This is a genomic window from Vibrio sp. 03_296 (genome assembly GCF_002265885.1).
Genome location: NZ_NPKW01000052.1, coordinates 35241 through 59468 on the forward strand (window position 1 = coordinate 35241; position 24228 = coordinate 59468).

22 protein-coding genes are annotated in these 24228 nt (G+C 48.3%); 17 read left to right on the plus strand and 5 right to left on the minus strand.

The annotated features are described in order from the left end of the window. Positions 1–114: 114 nt before the first annotated feature. Positions 115–2202: an elongation factor G gene (fusA, locus tag CIK04_RS05100; protein WP_097352111.1), complete on the plus strand. Its 2088-nt coding sequence runs from the start codon at positions 115–117 to the stop codon at positions 2200–2202. A gap of 142 nt (positions 2203–2344) precedes the next feature. Here fusA and CIK04_RS05105 read toward each other — a convergent pair whose 3' ends face one another. Together CIK04_RS05105 and CIK04_RS05110 are read right to left on the minus strand one after the other, a co-directional pair. Further along, positions 2345–4030, minus strand: coding sequence for an AMP-binding protein (locus CIK04_RS05105; protein ID WP_097352112.1), 1686 nt, complete (start codon positions 4028–4030; stop codon positions 2345–2347). 119 nt (positions 4031–4149) lie between these two features. Continuing rightward, positions 4150–4878, minus strand: coding sequence for a helix-turn-helix transcriptional regulator (locus CIK04_RS05110; protein ID WP_038969688.1), 729 nt, complete (start codon positions 4876–4878; stop codon positions 4150–4152). Between the two features lie 444 nt (positions 4879–5322). Here CIK04_RS05110 and CIK04_RS05115 point away from each other — a divergent pair, with 444 nt between their 5' ends. From CIK04_RS05115 to CIK04_RS05185, 15 genes are read left to right on the plus strand one after another with little or no spacing between them, the layout of a single operon-like run. After that, on the plus strand, positions 5323–5496 hold the full coding sequence (locus CIK04_RS05115) for a Flp family type IVb pilin (RefSeq protein WP_011151050.1): 174 nt from the start codon (positions 5323–5325) through the stop codon (positions 5494–5496). Positions 5497–5507: 11 nt separating this feature from the next. After that, on the plus strand, positions 5508–5675 hold the full coding sequence (locus tag CIK04_RS05120) for a Flp family type IVb pilin (protein WP_011151049.1): 168 nt from the start codon (positions 5508–5510) through the stop codon (positions 5673–5675). A gap of 34 nt (positions 5676–5709) precedes the next feature. Continuing rightward, on the plus strand, positions 5710–6228 hold the full coding sequence (locus tag CIK04_RS05125) for a prepilin peptidase (protein WP_097352113.1): 519 nt from the start codon (positions 5710–5712) through the stop codon (positions 6226–6228). 27 nt (positions 6229–6255) lie between these two features. Next, on the plus strand, positions 6256–7602 hold the full coding sequence (locus CIK04_RS05130; protein WP_039545663.1) for an ATPase AAA: 1347 nt from the start codon (positions 6256–6258) through the stop codon (positions 7600–7602). Beyond that, positions 7599–8345, plus strand: a complete 747-nt coding sequence (gene cpaB, locus CIK04_RS05135) for a Flp pilus assembly protein CpaB (RefSeq protein WP_011151046.1) — start codon at positions 7599–7601, stop codon at positions 8343–8345. Before CIK04_RS05130 ends, cpaB begins: the two co-directional genes overlap by 4 nt. A gap of 10 nt (positions 8346–8355) precedes the next feature. Further along, entirely contained in the window at positions 8356–9822 is a 1467-nt protein-coding gene (locus tag CIK04_RS05140) for a type II and III secretion system protein family protein (RefSeq protein ID WP_011079661.1), read from the plus strand. Between the two features lie 10 nt (positions 9823–9832). Next, positions 9833–10087, plus strand: a complete 255-nt coding sequence (locus CIK04_RS05145) for a hypothetical protein (RefSeq protein ID WP_039536222.1) — start codon at positions 9833–9835, stop codon at positions 10085–10087. Positions 10088–10106: 19 nt separating this feature from the next. After that, positions 10107–11327, plus strand: a complete 1221-nt coding sequence (locus tag CIK04_RS05150) for a pilus assembly protein TadG-related protein (RefSeq protein ID WP_097352114.1) — start codon at positions 10107–10109, stop codon at positions 11325–11327. Continuing rightward, positions 11314–11766: a TadE/TadG family type IV pilus assembly protein gene (locus tag CIK04_RS05155; RefSeq protein ID WP_017789954.1), complete on the plus strand. Its 453-nt coding sequence runs from the start codon at positions 11314–11316 to the stop codon at positions 11764–11766. Before CIK04_RS05150 ends, CIK04_RS05155 begins: the two co-directional genes overlap by 14 nt. Next, on the plus strand, positions 11766–12281 hold the full coding sequence (locus CIK04_RS05160) for a TadE family protein (RefSeq protein ID WP_045627760.1): 516 nt from the start codon (positions 11766–11768) through the stop codon (positions 12279–12281). Before CIK04_RS05155 ends, CIK04_RS05160 begins: the two co-directional genes overlap by 1 nt. Continuing rightward, a complete protein-coding gene (locus tag CIK04_RS05165; RefSeq protein ID WP_011151040.1) occupies positions 12259–13509 on the plus strand; it encodes a Flp pilus assembly protein, ATPase CpaE in 1251 nt (416 codons plus the stop codon). The genes CIK04_RS05160 and CIK04_RS05165 overlap by 23 nt, the downstream gene beginning before the upstream one ends. Positions 13510–13544: 35 nt before the next feature. Continuing rightward, positions 13545–15032 carry a CpaF family protein gene (locus CIK04_RS05170; protein ID WP_039536234.1) on the plus strand — a complete coding sequence of 496 codons (1488 nt, stop codon included), beginning with the start codon at positions 13545–13547 and terminating at the stop codon, positions 15030–15032. A gap of 12 nt (positions 15033–15044) precedes the next feature. Beyond that, complete coding sequence (locus tag CIK04_RS05175; protein ID WP_017789957.1) at positions 15045–16010, plus strand: type II secretion system F family protein; 966 nt, start codon at positions 15045–15047, stop codon at positions 16008–16010. 1 nt (position 16011) lies between these two features. After that, on the plus strand, positions 16012–16956 hold the full coding sequence (locus CIK04_RS05180) for a type II secretion system F family protein (protein WP_026050222.1): 945 nt from the start codon (positions 16012–16014) through the stop codon (positions 16954–16956). Between the two features lie 10 nt (positions 16957–16966). Beyond that, positions 16967–18007, plus strand: a complete 1041-nt coding sequence (locus CIK04_RS05185; protein ID WP_038964315.1) for a lipopolysaccharide assembly protein LapB — start codon at positions 16967–16969, stop codon at positions 18005–18007. A gap of 174 nt (positions 18008–18181) precedes the next feature. Here CIK04_RS05185 and chrA read toward each other — a convergent pair whose 3' ends face one another. Beyond that, complete coding sequence (chrA, locus tag CIK04_RS05190) at positions 18182–19324, minus strand: chromate efflux transporter (protein ID WP_128824597.1); 1143 nt, start codon at positions 19322–19324, stop codon at positions 18182–18184. 101 nt (positions 19325–19425) lie between these two features. On the opposite strand from chrA, the gene CIK04_RS05195 reads away from it, so the two are divergent. Next, the gene (locus CIK04_RS05195; protein WP_038941358.1) at positions 19426–20331 is read left to right on the plus strand and encodes a LysR family transcriptional regulator; all 906 of its coding nucleotides are present in this window, start codon (positions 19426–19428) and stop codon (positions 20329–20331) included. Here the strand turns inward: CIK04_RS05195 and CIK04_RS05200 are convergent. Beyond that, positions 20328–21719, minus strand: a complete 1392-nt coding sequence (locus CIK04_RS05200) for an O-antigen ligase (RefSeq protein WP_097352115.1) — start codon at positions 21717–21719, stop codon at positions 20328–20330. The two genes, CIK04_RS05195 and CIK04_RS05200, sit on opposite strands and share 4 nt — an antisense overlap. Positions 21720–21864: 145 nt before the next feature. Then, complete coding sequence (gene ygjK, locus CIK04_RS05205; RefSeq protein WP_097352116.1) at positions 21865–24228, minus strand: alpha-glucosidase; 2364 nt, start codon at positions 24226–24228, stop codon at positions 21865–21867.

Sequence of the window (24228 nt, forward strand, 5' to 3'; positions counted from 1 at the left end):
GCTTTACTGAGGTGGAAGAAAATTTTTCTCACCTAATTGCTCGCAAGGGTATCAGTCTTGACAGATTGTGATATACTCTGCGCGCACTTTATACCTTATTAACAGAGTAAGACAATGGCAGATTTATCAAAATACAGAAACATTGGTATTTTCGCGCACGTTGACGCGGGTAAAACCACTACCACTGAGCGTATCTTGAAGCTTACTGGTAAAATCCACCGTCTAGGCGAAGTACACGACGGCGCATCAACCATGGACTTCATGGATCAGGAAGCAGAGCGCGGTATCACTATCCAGTCTGCTGCGACTACTTGTTTCTGGAAAGACCACCGTTTTAACGTAATCGACACCCCGGGACACGTTGACTTCACTGTTGAAGTTTACCGTTCTCTTAAAGTTCTTGATGGTGGTATCGGTGTATTCTGTGGTTCTGGCGGCGTTGAGCCTCAGTCAGAAACTAACTGGCGTTACGCGAACGAATCAGAAGTATCTCGTCTGATCTTCGTAAACAAACTAGACCGTATGGGTGCAGACTTCTTCCGCGTTGTTGAGCAAGTGAAGAAAGTACTAGGCGCTAACCCTCTAGTTATGACTCTACCTATCGGCCGTGAAGACGAGTTCGTAGGTGTAGTTGACGTATTGACTCGTCAAGCATTCGTATGGGATGACTCAGGTCTTCCAGAAAACTACGAAATCAAAGAAATCCCAGCAGACATGGTAGATCAAGTTGAAGAATACCGTGAGATGATGATCGAATCTGCTGTTGAGCAAGACGATGAGCTAATGATGGCTTACATGGAAGGCGAAGAGCCATCTATCGAGCAAATCAAAGCTTGTATCCGTAAAGGTACTCGTGATCTAGCGTTCTTCCCAACGTACTGTGGTTCTGCATTCAAAAACAAAGGTATGCAACTTGTACTAGACGCAGTTGTCGATTACCTACCGTCTCCAACAGAAGTTGAGCCTCAACCACTGACTAACCCAGAAACGGGTGAACCAACTGGTGAAGTTGCAACAGTATCTGTTGACGCGCCTCTAAAAGCGCTAGCGTTCAAGATCATGGACGACCGTTTCGGTGCTCTAACCTTCATCCGTATCTACTCAGGTCGTCTGAAGAAAGGTGACACAGTTCTTAACAGTGCAACTGGTAAGACTGAGCGTATCGGCCGTATGGTGGAAATGCACGCAAACGACCGTAACGAACTTGAAGCAGCTCAAGCGGGTGACATCATCGCTGTTGTTGGTATGAAGAACGTTCAAACTGGTCACACTCTATGTGATCCTAAGCATGAATGTACTCTTGAGCCAATGATCTTCCCAGAACCAGTAATCTCTATCGCTGTTAAGCCTAAAGATAAAAACGGTTCTGAGAAAATGGGTATCGCGATCGGTAAAATGGTTGCAGAAGATCCATCATTCCAAGTTGAAACTGACGAAGATTCTGGCGAAACCATCCTTAAAGGTATGGGCGAACTTCACCTAGACATCAAAGTTGACATCCTGAAGCGTACTTACGGCGTTGAGCTAGAAGTAGGTGCTCCACAGGTAGCTTACCGTGAAACTATCACTAAAGCAGTTGAAGACAGCTACACGCACAAGAAGCAGTCTGGTGGTTCTGGTCAGTTCGGTAAGATCGACTACCGCATCAAACCAGGTGAGCCAAACTCTGGCTTCACGTTCAAGTCAACAGTTGTTGGTGGTAACGTGCCTAAAGAATTCTGGCCTGCAGTAGAGAAAGGCTTCCAAGGCATGATGCAGAACGGTGTTCTAGCTGGCTTCCCAACGCTAGACGTTGAAGTTGAGCTATTCGACGGTGGTTTCCACGCAGTTGACTCATCTGCAATCGCATTTGAAATCGCAGCGAAAGGCGCATTCCGTCAATCAATGCCTAAAGCAGGTCCTCAGCTTCTTGAGCCAATCATGAAAGTTGACGTGTTCACTCCAGAAGACCACGTTGGTGACGTAATCGGTGACTTGAACCGTCGTCGCGGCATGATCAAGAACCAAGAAATGGGTGCAACTGGCGTTCGCGTTAAAGCAGACGTACCACTTTCTGAAATGTTCGGCTACATCGGTACTCTACGTACAATGACTTCTGGTCGTGGTCAGTTCTCTATGGAGTTCTCTCACTACTCAGCTTGTCCAAGCAACGTAGCAGAGCAAGTAATTGCTGAAGTTAAAGAGCGTAACGCTAAGAAGTAATTCTTAAGTTAACTCAATAACAATAAAACCCGCAGCTTGCTGCGGGTTTTTTATTGTCTGAGAATCGTAAAAAGGTTTTATGACGAGCCTTTAAAGCTGATGCTATCAGGTGGTGAGTCGGAATGACCGAGTCACATCAAAATTACTCTTCCCACACCACGAGCTTATCTTTTGGCCAATTTTGCCCCACTTCGTGGTATTTCTGTTCCAAGACGTGTCGTTTGATTTTTAACGTTGGCGTTAGGATGCCATTGTCGATACTCCAAGGGTCTTTAATCATCAACACCCCTTTGATCTGCTCGTGCGATTCGAGTTCTGCGTTCATTTTGGCTATCACACGTTTTGTCGTGCGTTCATAGCGATCGCGATCGAAGTTCGGGAAGTTGTGCGGAACCACCAATAAGATTGGCGCTGGCAAGCCGAGGCCAATCAAACACATCATTTCTACTCGGCTGTATTCAAAGAGTTTGTTCTCAATAGGGACAGGTGAAACAAACTTGCCTTTGGCCGTTTTAAAGGTGTCTTTCTTACGACCTTGAATGGTGAGATACCCTTCGGCATCCAGTCGACCAATATCGCCAGTGTGTAGCCAGCCTTCTTTATCAAAAGCTTCTTGAGTGGCAATGTCGTTTTTGTAGTATCCAGAAAACAGCCCCTTGCCACGAACCATGATCTCATCATCAGCGGCGATTTTGAGCTCAATACCGGGCCCTGCGTTGCCAACCGAGCCTATTTTGTCGGCTCTAAAGGGGTAGTTTAAGGTGCTATAAGCGAACGATTCTGTCATCCCCCAAGCTTCGGTAATATTCAAGCCAACACTGTGATACCACGCGAGCAAGGCAGGAGAAACTGGAGCGGAGCCACAACCTAGCACTCGGGCTTGATCCAAACCAAGGCCATCGGCCAGCTTCTTCTTAATCAAACCACTGACAAATGGGATTTTAAGTAGGAAGTTGAGGCGTTTTTGGGGCAGTTTGTCTTGAATGCGTTGCTGGAATAAGGTCCACAAGCGTGGCACAGAAATAAACAGCGTTGGACGCTGCATTTTTACGTCTTCGATAAAGGTATCCAAAGATTCAGGGAAGGCAGTAGGTACCCCTCCCATAATGGAAGAACCGAAGATATAGACGCGTTCTGTGATATGCGCCAGTGGCAAATAGGAGAACAATCGATCGTTGGGTTGAATGCCAATATGGTTAATTAACTGCTGAACAGACCATGAAAACGCGCCGTACGTGAGCATTGCTCCTTTCGGTAGACCGGATGTTCCCGAGGTGTAAACCAGTGACATCAATTTATCGTCGTCGTGCTGTGGTCTGTCGCTGCTCGGCTCCGATTGCAAAATGAGCGTGGTAAATTGGTATTGGCAATGTGGGGCGCTATCGTATGGAAGAGCAATGCTTTTCACGTCCACTAGATCATCTATCACTTTCTGAGTCGCAGCGGCATCATCAAGTTTACCTGCAATGAGGATTTTACTTTCACTGTGCGTGATGCAATATTCAATCGTATCCGCTCCGGCGGTTGGGAAAATCGGTACGCTCACATAGTCACCTAGCATCATGGCTAAGTCACAAATAAACCACTCCGCGCAGTTTTTAGAGATCAGCGCGATTCTATCGCCAGGTTCCGCTCCCAGTGCTTTGAGTGCGGTGACTAAGCGAAGGGCTTTGTCGGCTACTTCTGAATAGGTGAATTCAACAAACTGTCGGTTGATGATCTGTTTTAGATATACCTCATGTGGGCGTTCCTTTGCCCATTTCAGGATCATATCGCTTGGGGTAGGGAGAGCAAGTTGCGGTTTGCTTAACTCGTTAGGTTGAATCATTCTCTAACTCCATGTTATTGGCAAAACAAGTATTATTGTTATGTTAATTTATTGTTAACCATAGCATGCTTTATGCTCATCAGAAATAAAAAAAAACGGATGTGAGACAAGAATTTGAGCTAGTTAGAAAGTCGATATTTCCCTGGACTTACCCCGGTTTTCTTTTTGAATATGCGCGAAAAATACGACACGTCTCGATAACCACATTGATACGCGATAAAGGCGATTTTCGCATGGCGATCTTCGAGCAACAGTTGTTTGGCAAGATTGATGCGTTTGTTGGACAAGTAATCTCGGAAGCTGAGTCCAATCTCTTTGTGAAACACTTTAGAAAAATAGGTAACAGAGTAGTGGCAAAACGAGGCGGCATCTTCTTCACGAATGACATTGCTGATGTTGTTGTCGATATGATTTAGCAGAGATTGTAACGCTTGGCTAATCATAGGAGCGGCTGCTTGTGTAGAAGTGTTGCCACCGAGCTCAACATACCATCGTAGATTCATTCTTGAGATAAGCTGTTTCAACCATTCTTGGGTGTTTTGTAAAGAAAGATTGAGATGGTCGAAAACGGCAGAGTGATAGTAAGAGCCCAACTCAATAGGCCGAGAGTGGATTAAAATTAACTTCTTATTCAGATTGATACTGAGTTTTAGCGCCGTCAGAAGTAGCGGGTACTGCTCTTCTGAATGGATGAAAAAAAAGGCAAACTGGGTACTCGGTTCACTGAGAATAGAGACGTCGGTGTCATGTTCAATCAGAGTAAACGTATTGAGAATAAGATCTTTTTCGGTTTTCTCAAGCAGGCGGACTGAGCTTCCCAGCCAATGAGCGGTACGTCTCACTTCCATGCTGATTCCCCCTCAAACTGAAATATGAATATCAAGCAGCTATTGTTTGCCTTTCAAAGGGCGAAGAGTGTGTTGTCTCAAATCATCTCTTTGTGCCTCAGTGTGGTCACCTTGGTGGTGCTTCTGCATATTCTGCTCTCATACAAAAAGGTTAGTGCTGCCACAAAAAAGTGCCAATAAAAAAAGTGATCGATTTTATTTTTTTTAATTGAGAAAGATAGCTGGATAGAAATGCCAGGTAATTACAATTGTTTTCATGCGCTTTTATTAACTTTTTCTAAGTAGTGGCAACTCAGGTATTTCTTTTTGCGAATCAATAAACAATGAGTTTCTTGATGAAAGTCGTAAAAAAGTACTAGTAAAAGACAAAAAAGTCCTAACGTCTTTATTTAGCGACCTCTAACTTTAAAGGGCAAGTTCGTTGCTTATGGAAGGAGAGACACAATGAGCAATCTATTACACAAAGCGAAAGCGTTTATGCAAGATGAAGAAGGTTTGTCGGTTGTTGAATACGTTGTGGGTGCCGCGCTACTGGTTGTTGCACTCGGGCTAGTGTTTAACAATTTAGGTGATAACCTTCAGAGCAAACTGGATGGAGCTGTAGGTAGCGGTTCATAGAGAGGCTTAAGATGTTGCTTAGACATATGAAAGCTAGCGTCGATTTTCTTCTCGATGAAGAAGGATTAAGTGTTGTGGAATACGTCGTCGGAGCGGCGCTATTGGTGTTAGCCATAGGGACTCTCTTTTCCGGATACGACACTAAGCTAAATAACAAGATCGATGGTGCTCTTAGCTAGTCGCTGACGTTCCACTCTATGGAAGGAGAGGCAGGTGGTTATAAACAGTTTGATATGGTTTTGTTTGCTGGTGGTTGCCGTTTACGATGCCAGAGATAACCGAATACCAAATGCATGGCTTTTGCCCCTGACTCTTCTTGCTTGCTTACATTGGGGGCTCAAGGGGGATTCCAGTCAGCTGTTTTTAGCGATAGGTGCAGGTGCAATCTATTTTGGCAGTGGCTTGGTCCTTTTTTTTCTTAAGGCGATGTCGCCGGGTGATGTAAAGCTTCTTGGCGTAGTGGGTATGGTGATCGGCTGGGATGCCATGGGCGAAGTTGCCTACTGGATTACACTTTCAGCCGGGCTCGTTGCGCTGTTTTTCATGATGCTTCACTACGCCCGATATCCTGATTCTTTGCAGAAATTGGTTGGTCGATATTCGTTTCAAGCAATGTCAGGTAAGGTTCCTTTACTTTCTGTTTATCCATCAGAAGTTGCTATCCAAGGAAAACTCACCATGCCGTTTGCACCCGCCGTTGTAATTGGGTTAGCGCTGTTTCATTACTTTTAGTATGAACATAATAAGTAGGGGGCTTTCATGGCAGAACCCACAGCGAAACACAGAGATAAACTGACGCCTCAAGCCGCTCCACCGAAGGTGCCGACCTCATTAAATCAATTGAAAATTCCACCTGTCGTGGTTGAGAATTTGCTGATCAAGCAGTTGGCGGCATACCCCAAATCGGACCTACTGACGTTGACGCGTTTGATGGGGCTCAACAGTCACATTGTCGATGAAGTGCTGGCTGTTTTACGAAAAAAATCCCTTGTTGAAGTGTTTCAATCGGATCCCGCAGCATTTGGAGAGGCTAACCAAGGCACGAGAATTCTTTATGCTCTATCGGAATCGGGTATGGAAGAAGCGGACGATGCGTTTATTAAAGATGCGTACTTAGGCCCGTGTCCTGTTTCGGTGGTGGAATACTCTGAGATGGTTAAAGCGCAAGATGTCCGGGCAAAAATCGTCAATCGAGCCGATGTGGAATACGCGTTTAAAGATGTGCTTGGTGCGCATCGTATGGTCGCGGTATTAGGCCCTGCCATTAATTCAGGTCGAGCATTGCTCCTCTATGGTGATGCTGGTACAGGAAAAACTTTTGTGGCCACTCGGTTGCTTAACTCTTTGAATACATCCGTGTTTATTCCTTACTCCGTCTATGCCGCAGGTAACATTATCAAGGTGTTTACCCCGCAGCATCACAAAAAGGTGGAAGAAGAAGACGCGCAGCAATCCATTGTTTTCAAAGACCAATTTGATAAGCGCTGGGCGCTGTGTGAGCGACCCAGTATTCAGGTGGGCGGGGAGCTCACCATGGAAATGCTGGAAGTGAACCACTCTCAACACAATCGAGTCTGGATGGCACCACTGCAAATGATGGCCAATAATGGCATCTTCATTATCGATGACTTGGGCCGTCAACCCATGCCGGTGGCGACACTGCTCAACCGCTGGATTGTGCCGATGGAGTATTTCTATGATTACCTCTCTTTGCCGAATGGCCAACAAATCACCATTCCTTTTATTCTCACGTTGGCGTTTTCAACCAACTTAGATCCAGAAAAAATCAGTGACCCCGCGTTCTTGCGCCGTTTAGGTTACAAGATCCAGTTCCAGCCGCTTATGAAAGATGAGTACCAAGAGCTATGGCAAATCATGGCGCGCGGAAAATCGCTATCACTTGAGCCGGGGTTGTTTGACCGATTAACCGAACTGCATGAGCAACATAGTGTTGGCTATTATCCTTGTTTGCCAAAAGACATTGCAGGTATCAGCCGCGATATTGTTGCTTTTGAAGAGTCAGAGCCCGTCATCACTCGGCAAGTACTAGAAAGGGCTTGGGAAGTTTACTTTACCGCGGATGGTAAAGGCGGAGGTGCACGATGAGTCGTAGCCAAATTATTTTACTGTTTTTACTCTCAATTTTATTTGGTTTGGCGGCCGTATTTTTTGCCAAGCAGTGGATGGATAAGCAGCTGACGCCTCAACAAGATGTCGAAGTGGTTGAGCGAGAACCTGTGGTGATTGCGGCCATAGAAATTCCGGCTGGTAGTGTGATTGAGCCACAACATCTCACGACGAAACTGTTGGAAAAGTCGTGGCGTGAGCTCTCGCAATATACCGACCCTAAAGAGCTGGTGGGGCAAATCGTTGCAGGAGCGATTTACCCTGGTGAAATCATCATAGAGCAACGTTTAACCGTGCCTGGTGAGGGCTCGACGCTTGCTGCGTTAATTCCAGAGAACAAACGAGCCATTACCATTCGCGTGAATGATGTGATTGGCGTGGCGGGTTTCTTGCTGCCGGGAAACCGTGTTGATGTACTCAATACGGTTTCTTATAGCAAAGGCTCGGCGAGCACTAAAACCGTGCTGAAAGACATCAAGGTATTAGCAGTGGACCAAACGGCCAGAACCAAAGAGAACAAGCCTATTATCGTTCGAGCGGTGACGTTGGAAGTCACACCGGATCAGGCGGAAAAACTGTTGAGTGCCAAGAGCAAAGGTGAGATCCAACTTACCTTGCGTAATCCACACGAGCCTGAGGAAAAAGTGGTTCGTCGTTATGTCGCCCCTAGTGTCACCATAATCAAAGGGACGGAGTCATCGAAGATTCAGGTAAAAGAATAAGGTGTGACGCATGAAAATTTTGATTTTAGTCTTTACGTTAGGCGTGCTGAGTGTCTTTACCGCTTACGGAGCGACACAAACGGGGAAAGTGGTCACGGTACCGCATCACAAATCGACGTTTGTTGCGTTGTCAGGTAAAGCAAAACGCGTCTCGCTTGGCGATCCTGAAGTGTTAGACATTGTGATGTTGAAATCCGATGAACTGTTCTTGATTGGCCGTAAGTTAGGCTCAACGAACCTAATGGCATGGGACAGCCGCGGGAACTTAATTGAATCGATCAATATTGAAGTCACACACGATCTCAATAGCCTCAAGCAAAAGCTTTATGAGTTTTTGCCAGAGGAGCCGATTCAAGTCCACAGTGCGCAAAATCGCTTAATTTTGAGTGGCATGGTCAGCACTCAAGAAAAAATGAACATCGCTCTGCGCGTGGCAGAAACCTACGCGGCGGGGCAACAAGCGGATGAAGCCACTGCCTCGTTAAACAGTCAGGTGGAAAAAAGTGGTGTGATCAACTTAATGACGATCGGCGGTGCCCAGCAGGTAATGCTAGAAGTGACTGTTGCAGAAGTGCAGCGCAGCTTGGTCAGACGTTTTGACTCTAACTTCCATTTTTTCGAAAACAACGGCAGCTTCTCATGGGGTGCAACTTCCGCTGGCGGCATCATTGATGACATTGGTGGTGGTGTTGGTCCTATCTTTAACGTGCCAGGGATCGACAGCACCGGACTACTGAGCACCTTCATAGATGGCGACACCCTGTTTACTTTTGCATTAGACATTGCCAAAGAAAATGGCGTGGCCAAAGTATTGGCAGAACCAAATTTGACGGCGTTAAGTGGCGCAAAAGCGGAGTTTCTTGCTGGTGGTGAGTTCCCGATCCCTGTACCTGACAGCGATGGCGTCACCATTGAATACAAAGAGTATGGGGTGGGATTGAAGTTTGTTCCGACCATCTTGAGTGACAAACGTATCAATCTGAACTTGGCGGTGGACGTGAGTGAAATCGCGGCTTCCAATACGCTGACCTTGAGCCCAGGTGGCACCAATGCCAGCTATTTTATTCCCCCCATCACACGTCGCTCAGCGTCTTCAACCTTAGAGCTTGCGGATGGCCAAACCATCGGTATTGCTGGTCTCTTGAGTGAAAATGTACGCGATGTCAGTAGCAAAATGCCCGGCTTTGGAGATATTCCAGTGTTGGGGCAACTCTTTAGTAGCCAAGATTATATTTCCGGTGAAACCGAGCTGGTGATTTTGGTGACGCCAAGGCTCGCGAAGCCAATCGACCGTAGCAAAATTACTCTGCCGACCGATGCCTTTGTCGAGCCGAGCGACCTGAAATATTACTTACTTGGTGTCGGCGCTTATATCGCAGAATCGCCAACTAACGCGAATGCGGCTGCGCAACCTGAGCCCGAGTTTCTACAAAATGGGCAGGGTGGCACTGAAGGCGAATTTGGCCACAGCCTGTAAGGAGAGAGAGATGAAAACCTATTTTGCACTACTTTTTATGGCTATCTCTTTTTTAAGTGGCTGCGCAAATGATGCGCCTTTGGGCCAACATGTGGCTAAACTTAAAGCAGAGCAAACCTATAATCCAGACGCAACCCAGGAAAACCTGGACCTTATTCCTTACGGCAGTGGCGATAAAATGGACAGCGCTTATCAGCTTTACCTCGGTAAGAAAACTGAAAGCATGTCGAGCAGTAGTAGCCAAGTTATCAACGGTTTTAAATAACGGCCGTTAAGGATGCATTATGGACATGACCAGACACTGCAAGGGAAAACATAAGCAACAAGGCTTAGTGCTGGTCTTGGTGACGGTGGCCATGTTGAGTTTTGTCATCATGGCGGCCTTGGCCATTGATGTTACTCATCAAGTGGTGAATCGCACCAAGTTGCAAAATGCCGTCGATGCGGCGGCCTTAGCAGCCGCCATGGTTGCCGATGCTACCCATAACACCACAACGGCAACGTCTGCTGCCAAAACAACACTTACCTCCATGCATAGCGCCTCTGGCAACAGTGAGCTGGATATCGATTCGGCTACCTTCAGTATTGATTATTCCAACGATCCTCTTACTTTTCCTGACAGCAGCTTTGACGATACGGGCGATATTTATGTGCGCGTGTCGGTTGATGACCTCAGTTTGAGCGAATTTTTTATGCAAGCGTTGGGCATGAGTAAAGAAGTATCGGCCTCAGCAGTGGCTGGCCCAAGCTCCGACATCAATACCATCAGCAATGTCGTGCCAATAGGAGTGTGCAAAGGTGATGAAACTGGTGGTATCTACGGTTACAACGCCGGTGAGGTGTATGTCCTGAAAGTAGGCGATTCCAGCTTATCCAGCATGGGGGCGGGGAACTACCATCTACTTGATTTTGGCTCGGGTGCCGACACGGTGCGCGAAGCGTTAGGAGGTGGTTACGATGGTACTGTGCAAATTGGTGGCAGCATAAATACCCAGACAGGGGTCGCAGCAGGTCCTGTAGGGCAGGGTGCGAATACTCGCCTTGGCATCTATCAAGGCGGTGTATCCAGTAGTGACTACCCGCCAGATTACATCACTGACCTCCCAGACACACCAGCGACGCTCGATAGCGATGGCAATGTCGTTTACGACTACGCCGGTGATCTCACGTATGCGGAATACAAAGCAAAGACCGAAGCTTGTATTGCCGATAGTAGCTCTGGTGATTGCGAGTCTGGGGGGCAGCCTTGGCGACGTGTGTTACCGATTCCTATGGTGGATTGCTCAGGTTCGAGTGGTGGGACCACGACCTATACCGTGGTGGAAGTTGGCTGCTTCTTCCTCTTACAACGTGTCCCAACGAACAACTCAGGTATCGGACAAGTCGTGTTTGGTGAGTTTGTTGATTCTTGTGTGGTGGAAAACGGTTCAATTGGTAACACACCGGGAAACCAAGGCGCTTATAAGATCGTCATTTATGAAGATCCAAACAATGGAGATTCGTGAGATGAAAAGAGAGATGAACAGCCAAAAAGTGCGTGGGTTTGCCGCGGTCGAAATGGTCGCCACTCTGCCAGTGATTTTGTTGATTCTAGTGGGCGTGGTGGAAGTCGGGCATATGTTTACCCAGTACAACACCCTCGCCAAAGGAGTACAAAATGGTGCTCGTTTTGCCGTCAATGATGTCTATGGAACCATTAGCTATGACCAAATTGCCAACGAAGCAGACATTAAAAACATGGTGTTACACGGCCAAGTCTCGGGCGGCAGCTACACCATTTTAGACAACTTAACCGCAGACGATATTACCGTTACCCACAATAGCGGTTATGTCACGGTGACGGCGTCTTACACTTACGTCCCATCGTTTAGCAAAATTCCGTACACCAATACGGAATTAGGCATCACTTTCACAGCGTCTTCTGTGATGAGGAGCGGCTTGTGATGCGAGTTAAGGAAGGGAAGAGAAGAAATAGCCAAGGGCTGGCCGTGATTGAACTGACCATTGTCTCAACCGTGTTGATGTTGATACTGCTGTCAATCTTCTCTGTTGGTTACTACATGTTTTCGATGCAGATGATTAATGAGGCGACACGTAAAGCGGCGCGCTTAGCGACAGTTTGCTATGTCACCTCGAGCGCGCACCAAAACATCAAAGACGCCGTCATTGATAGCAGTTTGCCCGGTAATTTCAGCGATCAGCATTTGGTGATCGAGTATCTCGATGCCAATGGCGATGTGGTCAGCGGGGACGTAACCGACAATGATGTTTTTATAACCATAAAATACGTTAGAGCTAGAGTGAGTAACTATCAATTTCAATTTGTTTCAGTTCTTAATTTTTTAGGAAACAACGGCTTAGTGACCATTCCGCAATTTGAAACCACGCTACCTGTCGAGAGTTTAGGGGTGGTGAGACCAACTAAAAACGATTCGGATGGTTCCACAACTGACTGCTAGGGGACGGTATATGGGAGAAGCTGTGAAGCTAAATAGGAACAATGATGAAAGTTTTGCTCGCTTAAAGACCAGTTTACATATCTGGGTGTTGTACAGTAGCGACCGATTTCAGCTTCATATGGGGGCACAACTCAAGTTGTGCAAAAACCTCAGTTTTGATCTGATTTCAATGCACAACTTCAATGTCTCTGGGCTGACGCACGTGACGCCACCCGATCTTATTTTTGTTGAAACTGGGCCAAATTGGGCACAAAAAGTACTGTCGTTGCAAGAATATGAAGCACCCAGCGATGATTTCGAAGCCTCGTTGATTGTGTTTGGTGACGAAAGTGACAACGGCGCATTGAAAATTGCTTTGCGTCTGGGGGCGGCAGACTTTGTTTCTGATAAAGCCTTAGTGGGGGACTTTTTCCACTTACTCAAAAATGTTTCCGATGAGAAGTTTTCCAGCCGAGAGCTTGGAGAACTGCACTTATTTATTAACACCAAAGGCGGTTGTGGTGCCTCGACACTGGCCTTGAATACCGCCTTAGAAATAGCCGGTTCTCATCCGGGGAAAGTACTTCTGCTGGATGTGGACATTCCGTTTGGCGTCATCTCTGAATACCTCAACATTTCACCGCAGTACAGCTTAACGGACGTCATCGAGCACTCTAAGGATCTTGACCACGATTCGCTCACCGCCATGGTGACCAAGATGGAGAGTGGTTTGCATGTGTTGGGCTTTTTTCACGAAAACACCGCAGAAGATTTTGATAAAGCGAAGGAAATTGGCCGTTTACTGCCTGTTCTTCGCGAAATTTATCCTTACGTCATTATCGATCTGTCCCGCGGGGTGGATCGTATTTTCTCGGCCGTGGTCGCGCCCGCGACTAAGGTTTTCTTGATTACGCAGCAAAACCTTGCCGCGATTAAGAACACCTCGCGCATTCTGCGCATGTTGACCTTTGAGTATGGCGTTACCCGAGAGCAGATTGAGTTGATTGTTAATCGATACGAGAAACGAGCATCAATCAAATTAAAAGACATTGAGCACACCATCACAGGCATTCCGGTTTTCATGATCCCGAATGATTACCGTGTTGCGATTGAAAGTGCCAATTTAGGGCGACCTTTTGTTGAGAACAAAAAAAACAGTGCGATTACCCGTTCCATTGTCGAGTTTTCTCATCACATCGCGAAACCTGAGGAAGAGAAAAAAAGTTGGCTCAAGAAAATATTTTCTTAGAGAGTGCGAAAATTTAGAAACGAAAGGACAAGGTTATGTTTTTTAAAAGAAAAAATATCAACCCAGAGTTTCAGGAAAAAGCAGCGGCATTAGAAGCGCAACCCAGTTCAACGATCAGTGATGAGGTTATTTCTGACATTGAGTCCAATGTGCAGCCAATAGACTCAAACAGAATCGAGCCGATGCAACAAGATAAAAAACTGCTGGAGCGTCAGGCGAAAGACAAAGCGGTTGAAGAGGCACGTAAACAACTCGAACAAGAGTTGGCGATTAAGCACTACTATCATCAACGCTTGTTGGAAACATTGGATTTGGGTTTGCTGTCGAGTTTGGAAAAAGAGCGCGCGAAGAAAGATTTGCACGATGCCATCGTCCAGCTCATGGCGGAAGACCAAACTCACCCAATGAGCTCAGAAGGGCGTAAGCGGGTGATCAAGCAGATTGAAGATGAAGTGTTTGGTCTGGGGCCACTAGAGCCATTACTGCATGACAAAACCGTGTCGGATATCTTGGTCAATGGTCCGAAAAACATCTTTGTGGAACGTCGCGGTAAGTTGGAAAAGACCCCTTATACCTTTTTGGATGACCGCCACTTACGCAACATCATCGACCGCATTGTTAGCCAGGTAGGACGTCGTATTGATGAAGCCTCGCCAATGGTGGATGCGCGTTTGCTGGATGGTTCGCGAGTCAATGCCATCATCCCACCCTTGGCCCTCGACGGAGCCTCGGTGTCGATTCGTCGTTTTGCGGTTGACAAGCTCACCATGGACAACATGCTCGGCTACAACTCGTTATCGCCACAAATGGCTAAGTTTGTCGAAGCGGCGGTAACAGGGGAGCTGAACATTCTGATTGCGGGTGGTACGGGCTCTGGGAAAACCACCACCCTCAATATCTTCTCCGGTTTTATCCCTTCTGATGATCGCATTATCACCATTGAAGACTCGGCAGAGCTGCAACTGCAACAACCGCACGTGGTGAGATTGGAAACGCGCCCGCCCAACTTGGAAGGCAAAGGCGAAATTACTCAGCGCGATTTGGTGAAAAATGCGCTGCGGATGCGCCCCGATCGCATTGTGCTGGGGGAGGTGCGTGGCGCCGAAGCGGTGGATATGTTAGCGGCGATGAACACCGGTCACGATGGCTCTCTGGCGACCATCCACGCCAATACCCCGCGCGATGCGTTGAGCCGGGTGGAAAACATGTTTGCCATGGCAGGCTGGAATATCTCGACCAAAAACTTGCGTGCGCAGATCGCCTCTGCGATTCACTTAGTGGTGCAAATGGAGCGCCAAGAAGACGGTAAGCGCCGCATGGTGAGTATTCAAGAGATCAACGGCATGGAGGGGGAAATCATCACCATGTCAGAGATTTTCCACTTTAAACGTCAAGGGCTCGATGCCGATGGCAATATCCTTGGTTTTTACACCGCAACGGGAGTGGTGCCCGCGTGTCATGATCAATTAACGAAGCGTGGATTAGATTTGCCCTTCGAACTGTTTAACGAAAGCTTTTCATAGCGGGAGGCAAGCATGGATGACATTACCTATTTCTTCGTCCTGCTCTTTTTTGCTGTTGTCTTTATTTCGCAAGCCCTGATCCTGCCAGCGGCAGGCAGCAAGGCAAAACATAAAGAGCTCTCTCAGCGTTTGAAAGAGACGCAGATGAACTTGGATGAAGAGGCGCGTTCTTTACTCCAAGAGCATTACTTAAAAAGCTTATCTCCGTTAGATCGCAGTTTGGTCAAAGTGGCGGCCTTTGCTTCGCTGAAAAAATCGATCGAACTCTCAGGGCTCGACTGGTCTTTGGCGCATACATTAATGGTCTGTTTAATCATCAGTTTGACCACCATTGTCACTATGGTGATTCTGGCTCAACCTTGGTATATCGCCGTTGCGGGCGGCTCTGCAATTTGGTTTGCCTTGCAATTCTTCCTGCAAAAACGCATTACCGATCGCCTCAATCGTTTTGAAGAACAATTGCCTGATGCGCTCGATATTATTCGCCGTATGTTGCAAGCCGGTCAGCCTGTGACTCAAGCGTTCAATGAAGTGGGCAACGAGATGGCCCCGCCGATCGGCATTGAGTTCAAAAACACCTTCAACCTGCTTAATTACGGCTACGACATGCGTTTGGCCATTATGCAGATGGCAGAACGCACGCCGACCGTATCGATGCTGGCGTTTTCCAGTGCGGTGTTATTGCAAAAAGAGACGGGTGGTAATCTCTCTGAAAACCTAGAAAAAGTGGGGAAAGTGCTGCGTCAACGCTTCAAATTGACGCGAAAAATTAAAACCATCTCCGCGGAAAGTCGCCTTTCCGCATGGATTTTGGTGCTCTCTCCCTTCGTACTGTTTGTGGGGTTGATGTTCATTAACCCCGAATACGTGAAGCCTTTGTACCAAGATGAACGGGGAATGGAGCTGGTCACCATGGGGATCGTGAGCCTGTTCTTTGGCGCTATTTGGATTCGCAATATCATCAACTTCGAGGTGTGATATGGACGAGTTATTGGCTTCTTTTGGGGATATCCAGTTGAACGAACAGTGGGTGTTGTTGGCACTGATTCTGATCTCCACCAGCTTGTTGGTGGTCACGGTTGCTGTGGTCTTTTCTGGCAACCGAGCGCCAGTGAAGAAAAAACTAGAACAGATCCACAAAGAAGTGTCGGGTAAGGCGCTGAAGAAAAAAAGCCGCAAAGTGGAAAACACGTTGGAGTCGTTAGCGCCGATCGTGGTCGGCAAGGATTCGAAAGAGAGGGAGAGCATTCGTAGTCAGTTAATGCATGCGGGTTTTCACAACCGTGACGCGTTGACGGTGTTCTATGCAATCAAAACCTTTTTTGCGGTGCTGGGTTTTGGCGGTGCAGCGGCGGTGTTCTTTTTATTGCCAGATATGGATAACAGTACGTTGGTGATGGTGGTTGCCGTTGCGGGGGGCTTATACATCCCCAACATCGGTTTGAATCATTTTGTGAAAAAGCGTCAACGCATGATCCGGGCTGGTGTGCCAGATGCGCTGGATTTATTGGTGGTGTGTACAGAATCTGGTTTGGGTTTTAACGCTGCGCTGAGAAAGGTGGCCGATGAGCTGGCCATTTCTCATCCGGAGTTTGCCGATGAGTTAGATACGGTTTGCGCCAAAATCAAAGCCGGGGTTGAGATGTCGACGGCGTTTGAAGAGTTGGTAACGCGAACGGGTCTGTCGGAGATCAACGGCTTGGTTAATATGCTCTCTCATGCCTCCAAAATTGGTGGCAGTTTGTCGCAAACATTGCGTGATTACACAGAAGATTTTCGCGATAAACGCAATCAGGAAGTGGAAGAAATTGCAGCAAAAATCCCGACAAAAATGATTTTTCCACTACTGTTATTTATATGGCCTTGTTTCTTTATTGTCGCCGTTGGGCCTGCGTTGCTATCGCTATCGGATGCGCTGGGGTAAGGGGGAAGGAATGAAAATGACAAAAACGCTATTGGGTTTGCTGGTGGCCATAACACTTTATGGTTGTGCGAGCCAGGAGCCGCAAGGCCCACAGTATGATCTCAGTTTGTACGATGGCCGACCGATTGATACGTTGAGCTCTGACGTGATGCCAGTGTCTGAAAAAGAGGCGATCACACGAGGTGATGTGGCTCTGCGCAACAATAATAACGACTTAGCGCTGTATGAATACATTCGAGCGCTGTCGTTTCCCGATGCACAATATCAAGACAAAACCTTGTACAACATCGGCCGTATTCATGAATCGCGCGGCAATATCGCCTTGGCGGAAAAAGCCTACACCATGGCGGTGGAATACAACCCAGACAATGTGAAAGCGCTGGAGCAATTGGGGGCAATTTACAGCAAACAGGGGCGAGTGGATGAAGGAAAAAGCTATTTCTTACGAGCCTTGAATGCTGACCAAGTACGCTTGAAAAACAGCAAGACTTTGGCGGGTGGTTTGATCATGGTGCAAGACATCAATCAATTGAAGGTGGACAAAGCCTCGCCCGCCATGGCTTACATGGGGCTTGGCGTGCTCTCCGACGTTGATTCACAACACAAGCTCGCAGAAGCCTATTATCTCAAAGCGCTAGAGATCAAACCCAACTCGATGAAAGGGATGATGAATCTCGGTTATTCCTATTACATGAGTGGCGAGTATGGCAAAGCAGAGCGCTACACCTTAGCGGCGCTGGAAAAAGATCCCAATAACCAAAAAGGGCAAAACAACTTAGCTCTGATCTATCTTGGCAAGAACGAAGTGAAGAAAGCGATCAACATTTTCATGCGCAGCATGGGGGCTCCAGAAGCGCTGAATAATGTTGGTTATTTTTTGATTCTGCAAGGCAAGCCGGACAAAGCGATTCCCTACTTGCAACAAGCGATTGATAAAAAACCGTCCTATTACAAGTTGGCGAATGAAAACTTAGAGCGTGCTCTGGCGATGGTTCGTGAAGAGCAAGAAAAAACGCAAGGTGAGGTCTCGACGACCATGGTGAAACCTTAGCAAGAAGCGTTGAGATTTCGTGCCATAATGGTCATCGTCAAGCAACAAAGCGAGCTCAGGCTCGCTTTGTTTTATCTAGAATGCTTGTACCGAGAAACAGCAGTATTTAGAAACAGTAGCATTTAGAAACAGTAGTCTCTAAAAACGTGGCATTCGAAGTGGTGCATGCAGCAATTACAGCATGCCCAGCGTGGCTCCTGAGAGCATGAAAAACAGCACCAGAGCCAAGATTGGCACTTTGATCTGCTTTTGCAGATAGAAACCAATCAGAATCAAACCCACATCCAGCCCGCTGCTCACGGCGCTGGTAAACACTGGTTGATACAACGCGGCAACCAGCAAGCCAACCACCGAGGCATTCACGCCTTGCAACGCTCCCGAAACGCGAGGATTGGCGGCTAGCAGCTGCCAGTTTTTCAGCACGCCAAGCATCAACAAGAATCCAGGCAAAAACACCGCCAAAGTGGCGACAACTGCGCCAAGAATGGGCGAACTTGGATGCAGTACATAACCAATATAAGTGGCGAAGGTAAACATCGGCCCTGGAACTGCTTGGGCAGCAGCGTAACCAGTTAGAAACGCATCTTGGCTGATTTGCTCTCCCACGATGTTTTGCAGCAACGGCAGCACCACATGCCCGCCGCCAAACACCAAGCTGCCCGCTTGGTAGAACTCGTTGAACAGTTGAACCAACGGCTGAGCAGTGGCGAGTAGCGGTAACAGCAGCAACAGGGCAGCAAAGGTCAGTAGTGGGGTTAGTGATGGTTTAAAGCTGTGCTCAGTGGCTGTGTTTTCACCTTTGAGCGCAATCACTCCAATCAGCGCCGCTATGATCAGCACGACCATTTGTGTGGCGATGCCTGAGAACACCAACAAGGCGACAGCAGTGGCAACGCTGATGCCAACGGTCAGCGGTGTTTTACAAAAGTTTTTGTACATGCCCCAAGCGGCATCGGCCACGACCACCACGGCGAGCAGTTTTAAGCCGTGTACGACATTTTGAAACAGTGCGGTGTCGGTCACTTGGCTACTCACCAGCGCCAGTAGCAACATGATCACCACTGAAGGTAGGGTAAAGCCTAAGAATGCCGCGCAAGCGCCGGGCAGACCGCCTTTTTTGTAGCCTAAACCAAAGCCGACTTGGCTTGAGCCTGGGCCCGGCAGAAACTGGCTTAGAGCAACCAACTGAGCGTATTCTTCGTCGCTAATCCATTTCAATTTTTCAACAAAGGTGTGGCGGAAATAGCCAATGTGCGCAGCAGGACCGCCAAAGCTGATCCAGCCGAGCCAGAAAAAAGTCTTAAAAATTTGCAGCATGTTGTACATCTCAACAAAAAGGTGAGCTCACTCTACGAAAGAACCTATAATGATTCAAATTGATAGTGTTCATGATTTATATGAATCGTATGGGATGAAGTGTGGACGAGATTAATTGGAAGAATATCGACCTCAATTTGCTGGTGGTGTTCTCTTATCTATACCGTTATCGCAGTGTCAGCGTGGCGGCGGAAAAAAGCTTTGTCAGCCAATCGGCGATGAGCCACAGTCTCAATCGTCTGCGCGGTTTGTTTGATGATGTGCTGTTTGTCCGTAAGGGCCACAAGATGGAGCCCAGTGAGCGAGCGCATCAGGTTGCGCCACAGATTCATCAACTGCTAAGCGTGATTTCGGGCGAGTTGTTGGCAAAGCAGCCCTTTTCACCTCAGGCGTTTGACGGCGTGTGCCGCATTGGGATGACGGACTACGCAGAGTTTATTTTCGCCCCTAAGCTGTATGATGCGATTCGCCAGCAAGCCCCTAAAGCGCAGGTCAGCTTTATCAATGTCAATCGCAATAACTACGTCAGTTTGATTGAACAGGAAAAGCTGGATGTGGTGATTGGCTCGATGCCTGTACTGGAAGAACCATTTGAGGCGCAACGCTTATACACCGAAAAGCACGTGTGTTTGTGCGATCCCCAGCAAGTGGATGTGACGCGGATGAACATCGAACAGTTTGCCGCTATTGAGCAGGCGTTAGTGAGCCCAGATGGTCAGCTCTCCACTCAAGTGGATAAGCTGCTCGCCAGCCAAGGTTTAAGCCGCCGAGTGACGGTGGCCTCGCGCAACTTTCTTACCATCCGCAGCCTGTTATCTCATCGTGCTTTGATTGCCATCGTGCCGGAGAGAATGGCGCTGGCACAAGGTTTTGATGATCGTCTAACCTCGTTTGAACCGCCGATTGAGGTGGCGGATTTTGATATCTCGTTGGTGTGGCATAGCGCCACTGGCAACAGCGAAAAGGGCATGTGGTTACGTGAGGTGATTCGCCAGCAAATCCATTAAGGTTGCCAAGGTTTCGCTAAACAGTTATACCCCAACCAGAATTGCGTTTTGATGATCACCTCGCTGCGGTAGACCGGATAATTGTCCAATCGCTCCAAGGTGCGATAACCGACCGACACACTACAACCGATAGCGACAATCAGTATCACGCTGTGCGCCCACCATGGGCCAGGTTTGTTGGCTGGCAATGGTAATGAGGCAGACGCAAGCGAGCAACGTGACCAAAACAGTGCGCAGGCGACAACCGCCATCAGTTGACTTAAAGGTGAATCGAGCACCCCAGACACCAAGCTGTACGCGATGCCGCAGAGCAGGCTGACGCCAAGCAACTTAGTGCGTAACGAACGCTGCCTGATGGTGAGGCGCAACAGTGAGACGATCAACGCTAGGTAGCACAGAGCGGCCACCACGCCCCAATGCACCAACACGTTGAGAAGAGAGTTGTGTGGCCGGCCGTGGTTGACCTCTTCGCAGACAAACGCATCCCCGCCCAATCCGGTAAAGGTGAAGATTTGCCAAGAGTGTCGCCACAGCGCCAAGCGTCCGGAGCTCTCTGTTCGAATGTTGAGCCACTCAATCGGCCCACCAAAAATCATGCTGGGAAGTGGGGAAAGCAGCGCGAGTTTCACCAGTGCACCGGCCACAGCGCTTTGCCACAACAGTTTCCACCAAATAGAGCGCAGATCTCTGGCGCAAAACATCAGCAGCGTGAATCCACCCAATATGGCCACCAGTGGTCCTCGCGCATCGGTGGCAAAACAAATGGCGAAATCGATCGCGAGGATCGCTCTTGGCATAACGCCAGGTTTGCCGCGTTTCATCGCTAGAGCGGCAAGATAAACGACAGGGAAGATGAGCCAAATATGGATCTGGTTGAGAAAACGAGGGTTGGCAAAGCCAAACAGGGTGAAGTTGTTGACGTTCAACTGGTGCACAATGCGGATCCAAAACGCCAGCGCAATGCTCAAAAACAGAAACGCACTGAGCCAAAGAGTGTATTCAAACCATCGGGCTTGCTGCTTCTTCACCACATCACGCAGTACAAACAGCATCAAAACCAATCCTGCCAAATAAAACCATTGCAAAACAGCGGCCAGTGGATAGCGAGCAAGCCACGTAGCCAGTAAGCTCGAAGCAATAAAAAGGCTCAGTAAACCTCGGTGGAGGAGCGTGAGAGAGCACCAATGATCGATGATACGCTGCCGCTGTTGAGTGGAGAACAGCACGATGAGCGCGGTGATTTGCAACAGAAACAGCACAAACAGGCGTTTGCTGTCGTAAAGTGGCAGCAGATCGTTGCGATCGAGAAATGGATTAAAACTAAACACCACCAATCCTAACAGGATCAGTGTCAATAAGGCGCGCGTGTAAAATGGCGAAGGTGGCATCACTTCATAGAGCCCTTTAAAACGGTCAGCGATATTTAGAGTCTAGTCTTAGTGACTGGTTTTGCTTGGTTTTTTATACAAAAACGCCCTTAATTTTGGCAATCAAGGGCATTGTCGCTGGTTGGTTTTAACTGAGCAGTAAGGCTTATTCAGCAGTAAAGAAATCGTTGTACAGCATGTATAAGTGCGCCGCACTCCAAGAGAAGTTTGGTGCGCCTTGTTGTTCTCCCGTGAGTGGGTTGTAGTTCTCACGAATTGGGCCGTCTTGCACTAAGCCGTCAGCATGGTTGAAGAAGGCGCTGGCCATCTCCACCGCATCTTGGCGATAGCCGTATCGTTCCATGCCTTTTAAGCCAAAGTAGAATTGGTCGACCCAAACGCGTCCACGCCAGTATATGTCTGGGCCAAATGCCGGGCTGGAAAGTGCTGCCGTGCCTAATGGCACATAGCTGTTGAACTCTTGCGGATCTTTCATCACTTTCACCACCGCATCGGCGTGCGTTTGGGTTGCTGCGCCATTAAAGAGGGGGGACCAACCTTCCGGCCCTTTGCCACGCTCGATAATGGGTTTGCCCGCACAGCCGTTAGCCAGCGGTTGGTCTTCAATGCGAATGTCGTAAAAGAATCCCGTGCTCTCATCAAACATACAAGTGTTGATGTAGGCAGCGAGCTTGTCTGCTTTAGCGCGAAACGTTTTTGCTTGCTCTGGCTTGCCAAGAAGATCGGCCATTTGCGCCAGATATTGGTTGTCACTGTACATGTAGCTGGCTTGGTCTACCGATTCTTGCAGTAGCGAGTAACCCAGTAAGGTGCCATCTTTAGCGCGGTTTTGCGCGAATTTCACCACCCAATCTGAGCGCTGGCCGCCGTTGGCAAGGTAGGCTTCGAGCTGATCTTGGTCGATGAAGCCAAATACCGCCGCATCGTCTCGACCTGACTCCCAAGAGGCCGCCGTTTGTGCTGGGCTTTCAATGCGATCGTAATCGCCTTGCTTGAGCACTTTCTCATACGCCGCTTGGCCAGTGATGGTGGTGGTGCGATCGCCTTTGATGACCTCAAAGTACATCTCTCCAGCGGCGTTATTGTGGGCTTTGTCGCGCGCCGCGCCATACTCAGGAACGCCATTACCATTGTGGTCTCGATTACGTAGCCACCAATCGTGGTAAGCGACCAATTTCGGGTACATCTCCTCAAGCCATGCTTTGTCTTGGGTCGTCTTGTACACTTCCATTACCGCCCATGCTGCAAGGCTGGGTTTGGTGTTGCGCTCATTCCAGTTGCCGCCATCACCGCCGCGTTCTGGGCTAAGGTTATACGCGAGCAAATCGGGCACATAGCCAACATCCCAAGGACGAATCGCATCATCAGCTTGTATCTGGTAAGCGAACATCGCGCGGATGTTGTTCTTCGCCACATCAGGGTTGAAATGCGCCATGGCGTAGGCTTGTTTCCAACTGTCCCAAGGCCAAGTTTGGTTGCCAGAGAACCAACGTGCGGTCACCGATGGCGTCACGGAGTCAAACTTCATCGCCCCAGCAACGCCGCGCCAGTTGCCGTTCAACGTTTCCATTGCTTTCACCGCCACGCGTTCTTGCTCTGATGTGGCGTGCGGGTTGGTTAAGCCCTTGGTGAGATACTCTTCCCAACGTTGCTCAGAAGCTGAAAGGTAGGCTTGTGGATTGGCCAAAATATCTTGAATCTTCGCTTGTTCAGTTTGGTTCTCTTTTGCGGTTAGGACGTGAGTGTAAGTGGTGTAAATCTTGGTAGACGCGTCAATTTTTGCCGTAGAAGTAAATTGGTGGCCATTCACTTGAGTGTTCATCTTCACGGACTTATGGATTTGGTACTCAGACTCGCCAGAAGTCAGCAGATCCCAGGTTGAGCGCACTTTGCCAAATGTCACGGTTAATCCGTCATCGGTGGCAACGAGGGTGCGGTTGTAATCTGGGTATTGCTCGTCGATGGTTTTAGCGGATTGCGATTGGCCCTCTTTGGCATGGTATTGCTCTAACAATTGACCATCCCAAACCAGTTCGAGGGGCGAACCCGTGATGATGTGGGTTTCTAGCAGTGAGGTGCGATTTGATACAAAGCGCAGCGTCATTTCGACGGTCACCTCATCGGCCGTCAGTGTTTGCACTAACGCGCCCGGAAGGCTATAGGCTTCCATCGTAAATTCAACTCGCTTGCCATCTTTAAACACACTCAAGCGGTCAAAGTTATTGGCCATAAAGTTGATGTATTCTTCGGTCAGCAGTGCTGTGCCGGGAAAGCCGCCCATGCCTTCTGCATTGTCAGGCAATAGGTGGCCGTGCCATGCACCCATATCGAAAAATGGATTAAAGCGCTGGTGGTCATCAAAGTCATAATCGCGCATGTATTCAGGGGAACCACTGCGGTCGATCACGTTTTTAAACTGCGAAGCACGTGTTGGTGCGTCGGTGGTGGTTGAACAGCCGGCTGTTAGCATCGCCAGAGTCATAGCAGCAATAAGGGGTTTCATCTTCAT

Coding starts and splice junctions, on each gene's coding strand:
- CIK04_RS05175 (WP_017789957.1), top strand. CDS start 15,045: ATGGATGACATTACCTATTTCTTCGTCCTGCTCTTTTTTGCTGTTGTC.
- CIK04_RS05185 (WP_038964315.1), top strand. CDS start 16,967: ATGAAAATGACAAAAACGCTATTGGGTTTGCTGGTGGCCATAACACTT.
- CIK04_RS05150 (WP_097352114.1), top strand. CDS start 10,107: ATGGACATGACCAGACACTGCAAGGGAAAACATAAGCAACAAGGCTTA.
- CIK04_RS05170 (WP_039536234.1), top strand. CDS start 13,545: ATGTTTTTTAAAAGAAAAAATATCAACCCAGAGTTTCAGGAAAAAGCA.
- fusA (WP_097352111.1), top strand. CDS start 115: ATGGCAGATTTATCAAAATACAGAAACATTGGTATTTTCGCGCACGTT.
- CIK04_RS05105 (WP_097352112.1), bottom strand. CDS start 4,030: ATGATTCAACCTAACGAGTTAAGCAAACCGCAACTTGCTCTCCCTACC.
- CIK04_RS05145 (WP_039536222.1), top strand. CDS start 9,833: ATGAAAACCTATTTTGCACTACTTTTTATGGCTATCTCTTTTTTAAGT.
- CIK04_RS05115 (WP_011151050.1), top strand. CDS start 5,323: ATGAGCAATCTATTACACAAAGCGAAAGCGTTTATGCAAGATGAAGAA.
- CIK04_RS05140 (WP_011079661.1), top strand. CDS start 8,356: ATGAAAATTTTGATTTTAGTCTTTACGTTAGGCGTGCTGAGTGTCTTT.
- CIK04_RS05120 (WP_011151049.1), top strand. CDS start 5,508: ATGTTGCTTAGACATATGAAAGCTAGCGTCGATTTTCTTCTCGATGAA.
- CIK04_RS05155 (WP_017789954.1), top strand. CDS start 11,314: ATGGAGATTCGTGAGATGAAAAGAGAGATGAACAGCCAAAAAGTGCGT.
- cpaB (WP_011151046.1), top strand. CDS start 7,599: ATGAGTCGTAGCCAAATTATTTTACTGTTTTTACTCTCAATTTTATTT.
- CIK04_RS05110 (WP_038969688.1), bottom strand. CDS start 4,878: ATGGAAGTGAGACGTACCGCTCATTGGCTGGGAAGCTCAGTCCGCCTG.
- CIK04_RS05165 (WP_011151040.1), top strand. CDS start 12,259: ATGGTTCCACAACTGACTGCTAGGGGACGGTATATGGGAGAAGCTGTG.
- chrA (WP_128824597.1), bottom strand. CDS start 19,324: ATGCTGCAAATTTTTAAGACTTTTTTCTGGCTCGGCTGGATCAGCTTT.
- CIK04_RS05180 (WP_026050222.1), top strand. CDS start 16,012: ATGGACGAGTTATTGGCTTCTTTTGGGGATATCCAGTTGAACGAACAG.
- ygjK (WP_097352116.1), bottom strand. CDS start 24,228: ATGAAGATGAAACCCCTTATTGCTGCTATGACTCTGGCGATGCTAACA.
- CIK04_RS05200 (WP_097352115.1), bottom strand. CDS start 21,719: ATGCCACCTTCGCCATTTTACACGCGCGCCTTATTGACACTGATCCTG.
- CIK04_RS05160 (WP_045627760.1), top strand. CDS start 11,766: ATGCGAGTTAAGGAAGGGAAGAGAAGAAATAGCCAAGGGCTGGCCGTG.
- CIK04_RS05130 (WP_039545663.1), top strand. CDS start 6,256: ATGGCAGAACCCACAGCGAAACACAGAGATAAACTGACGCCTCAAGCC.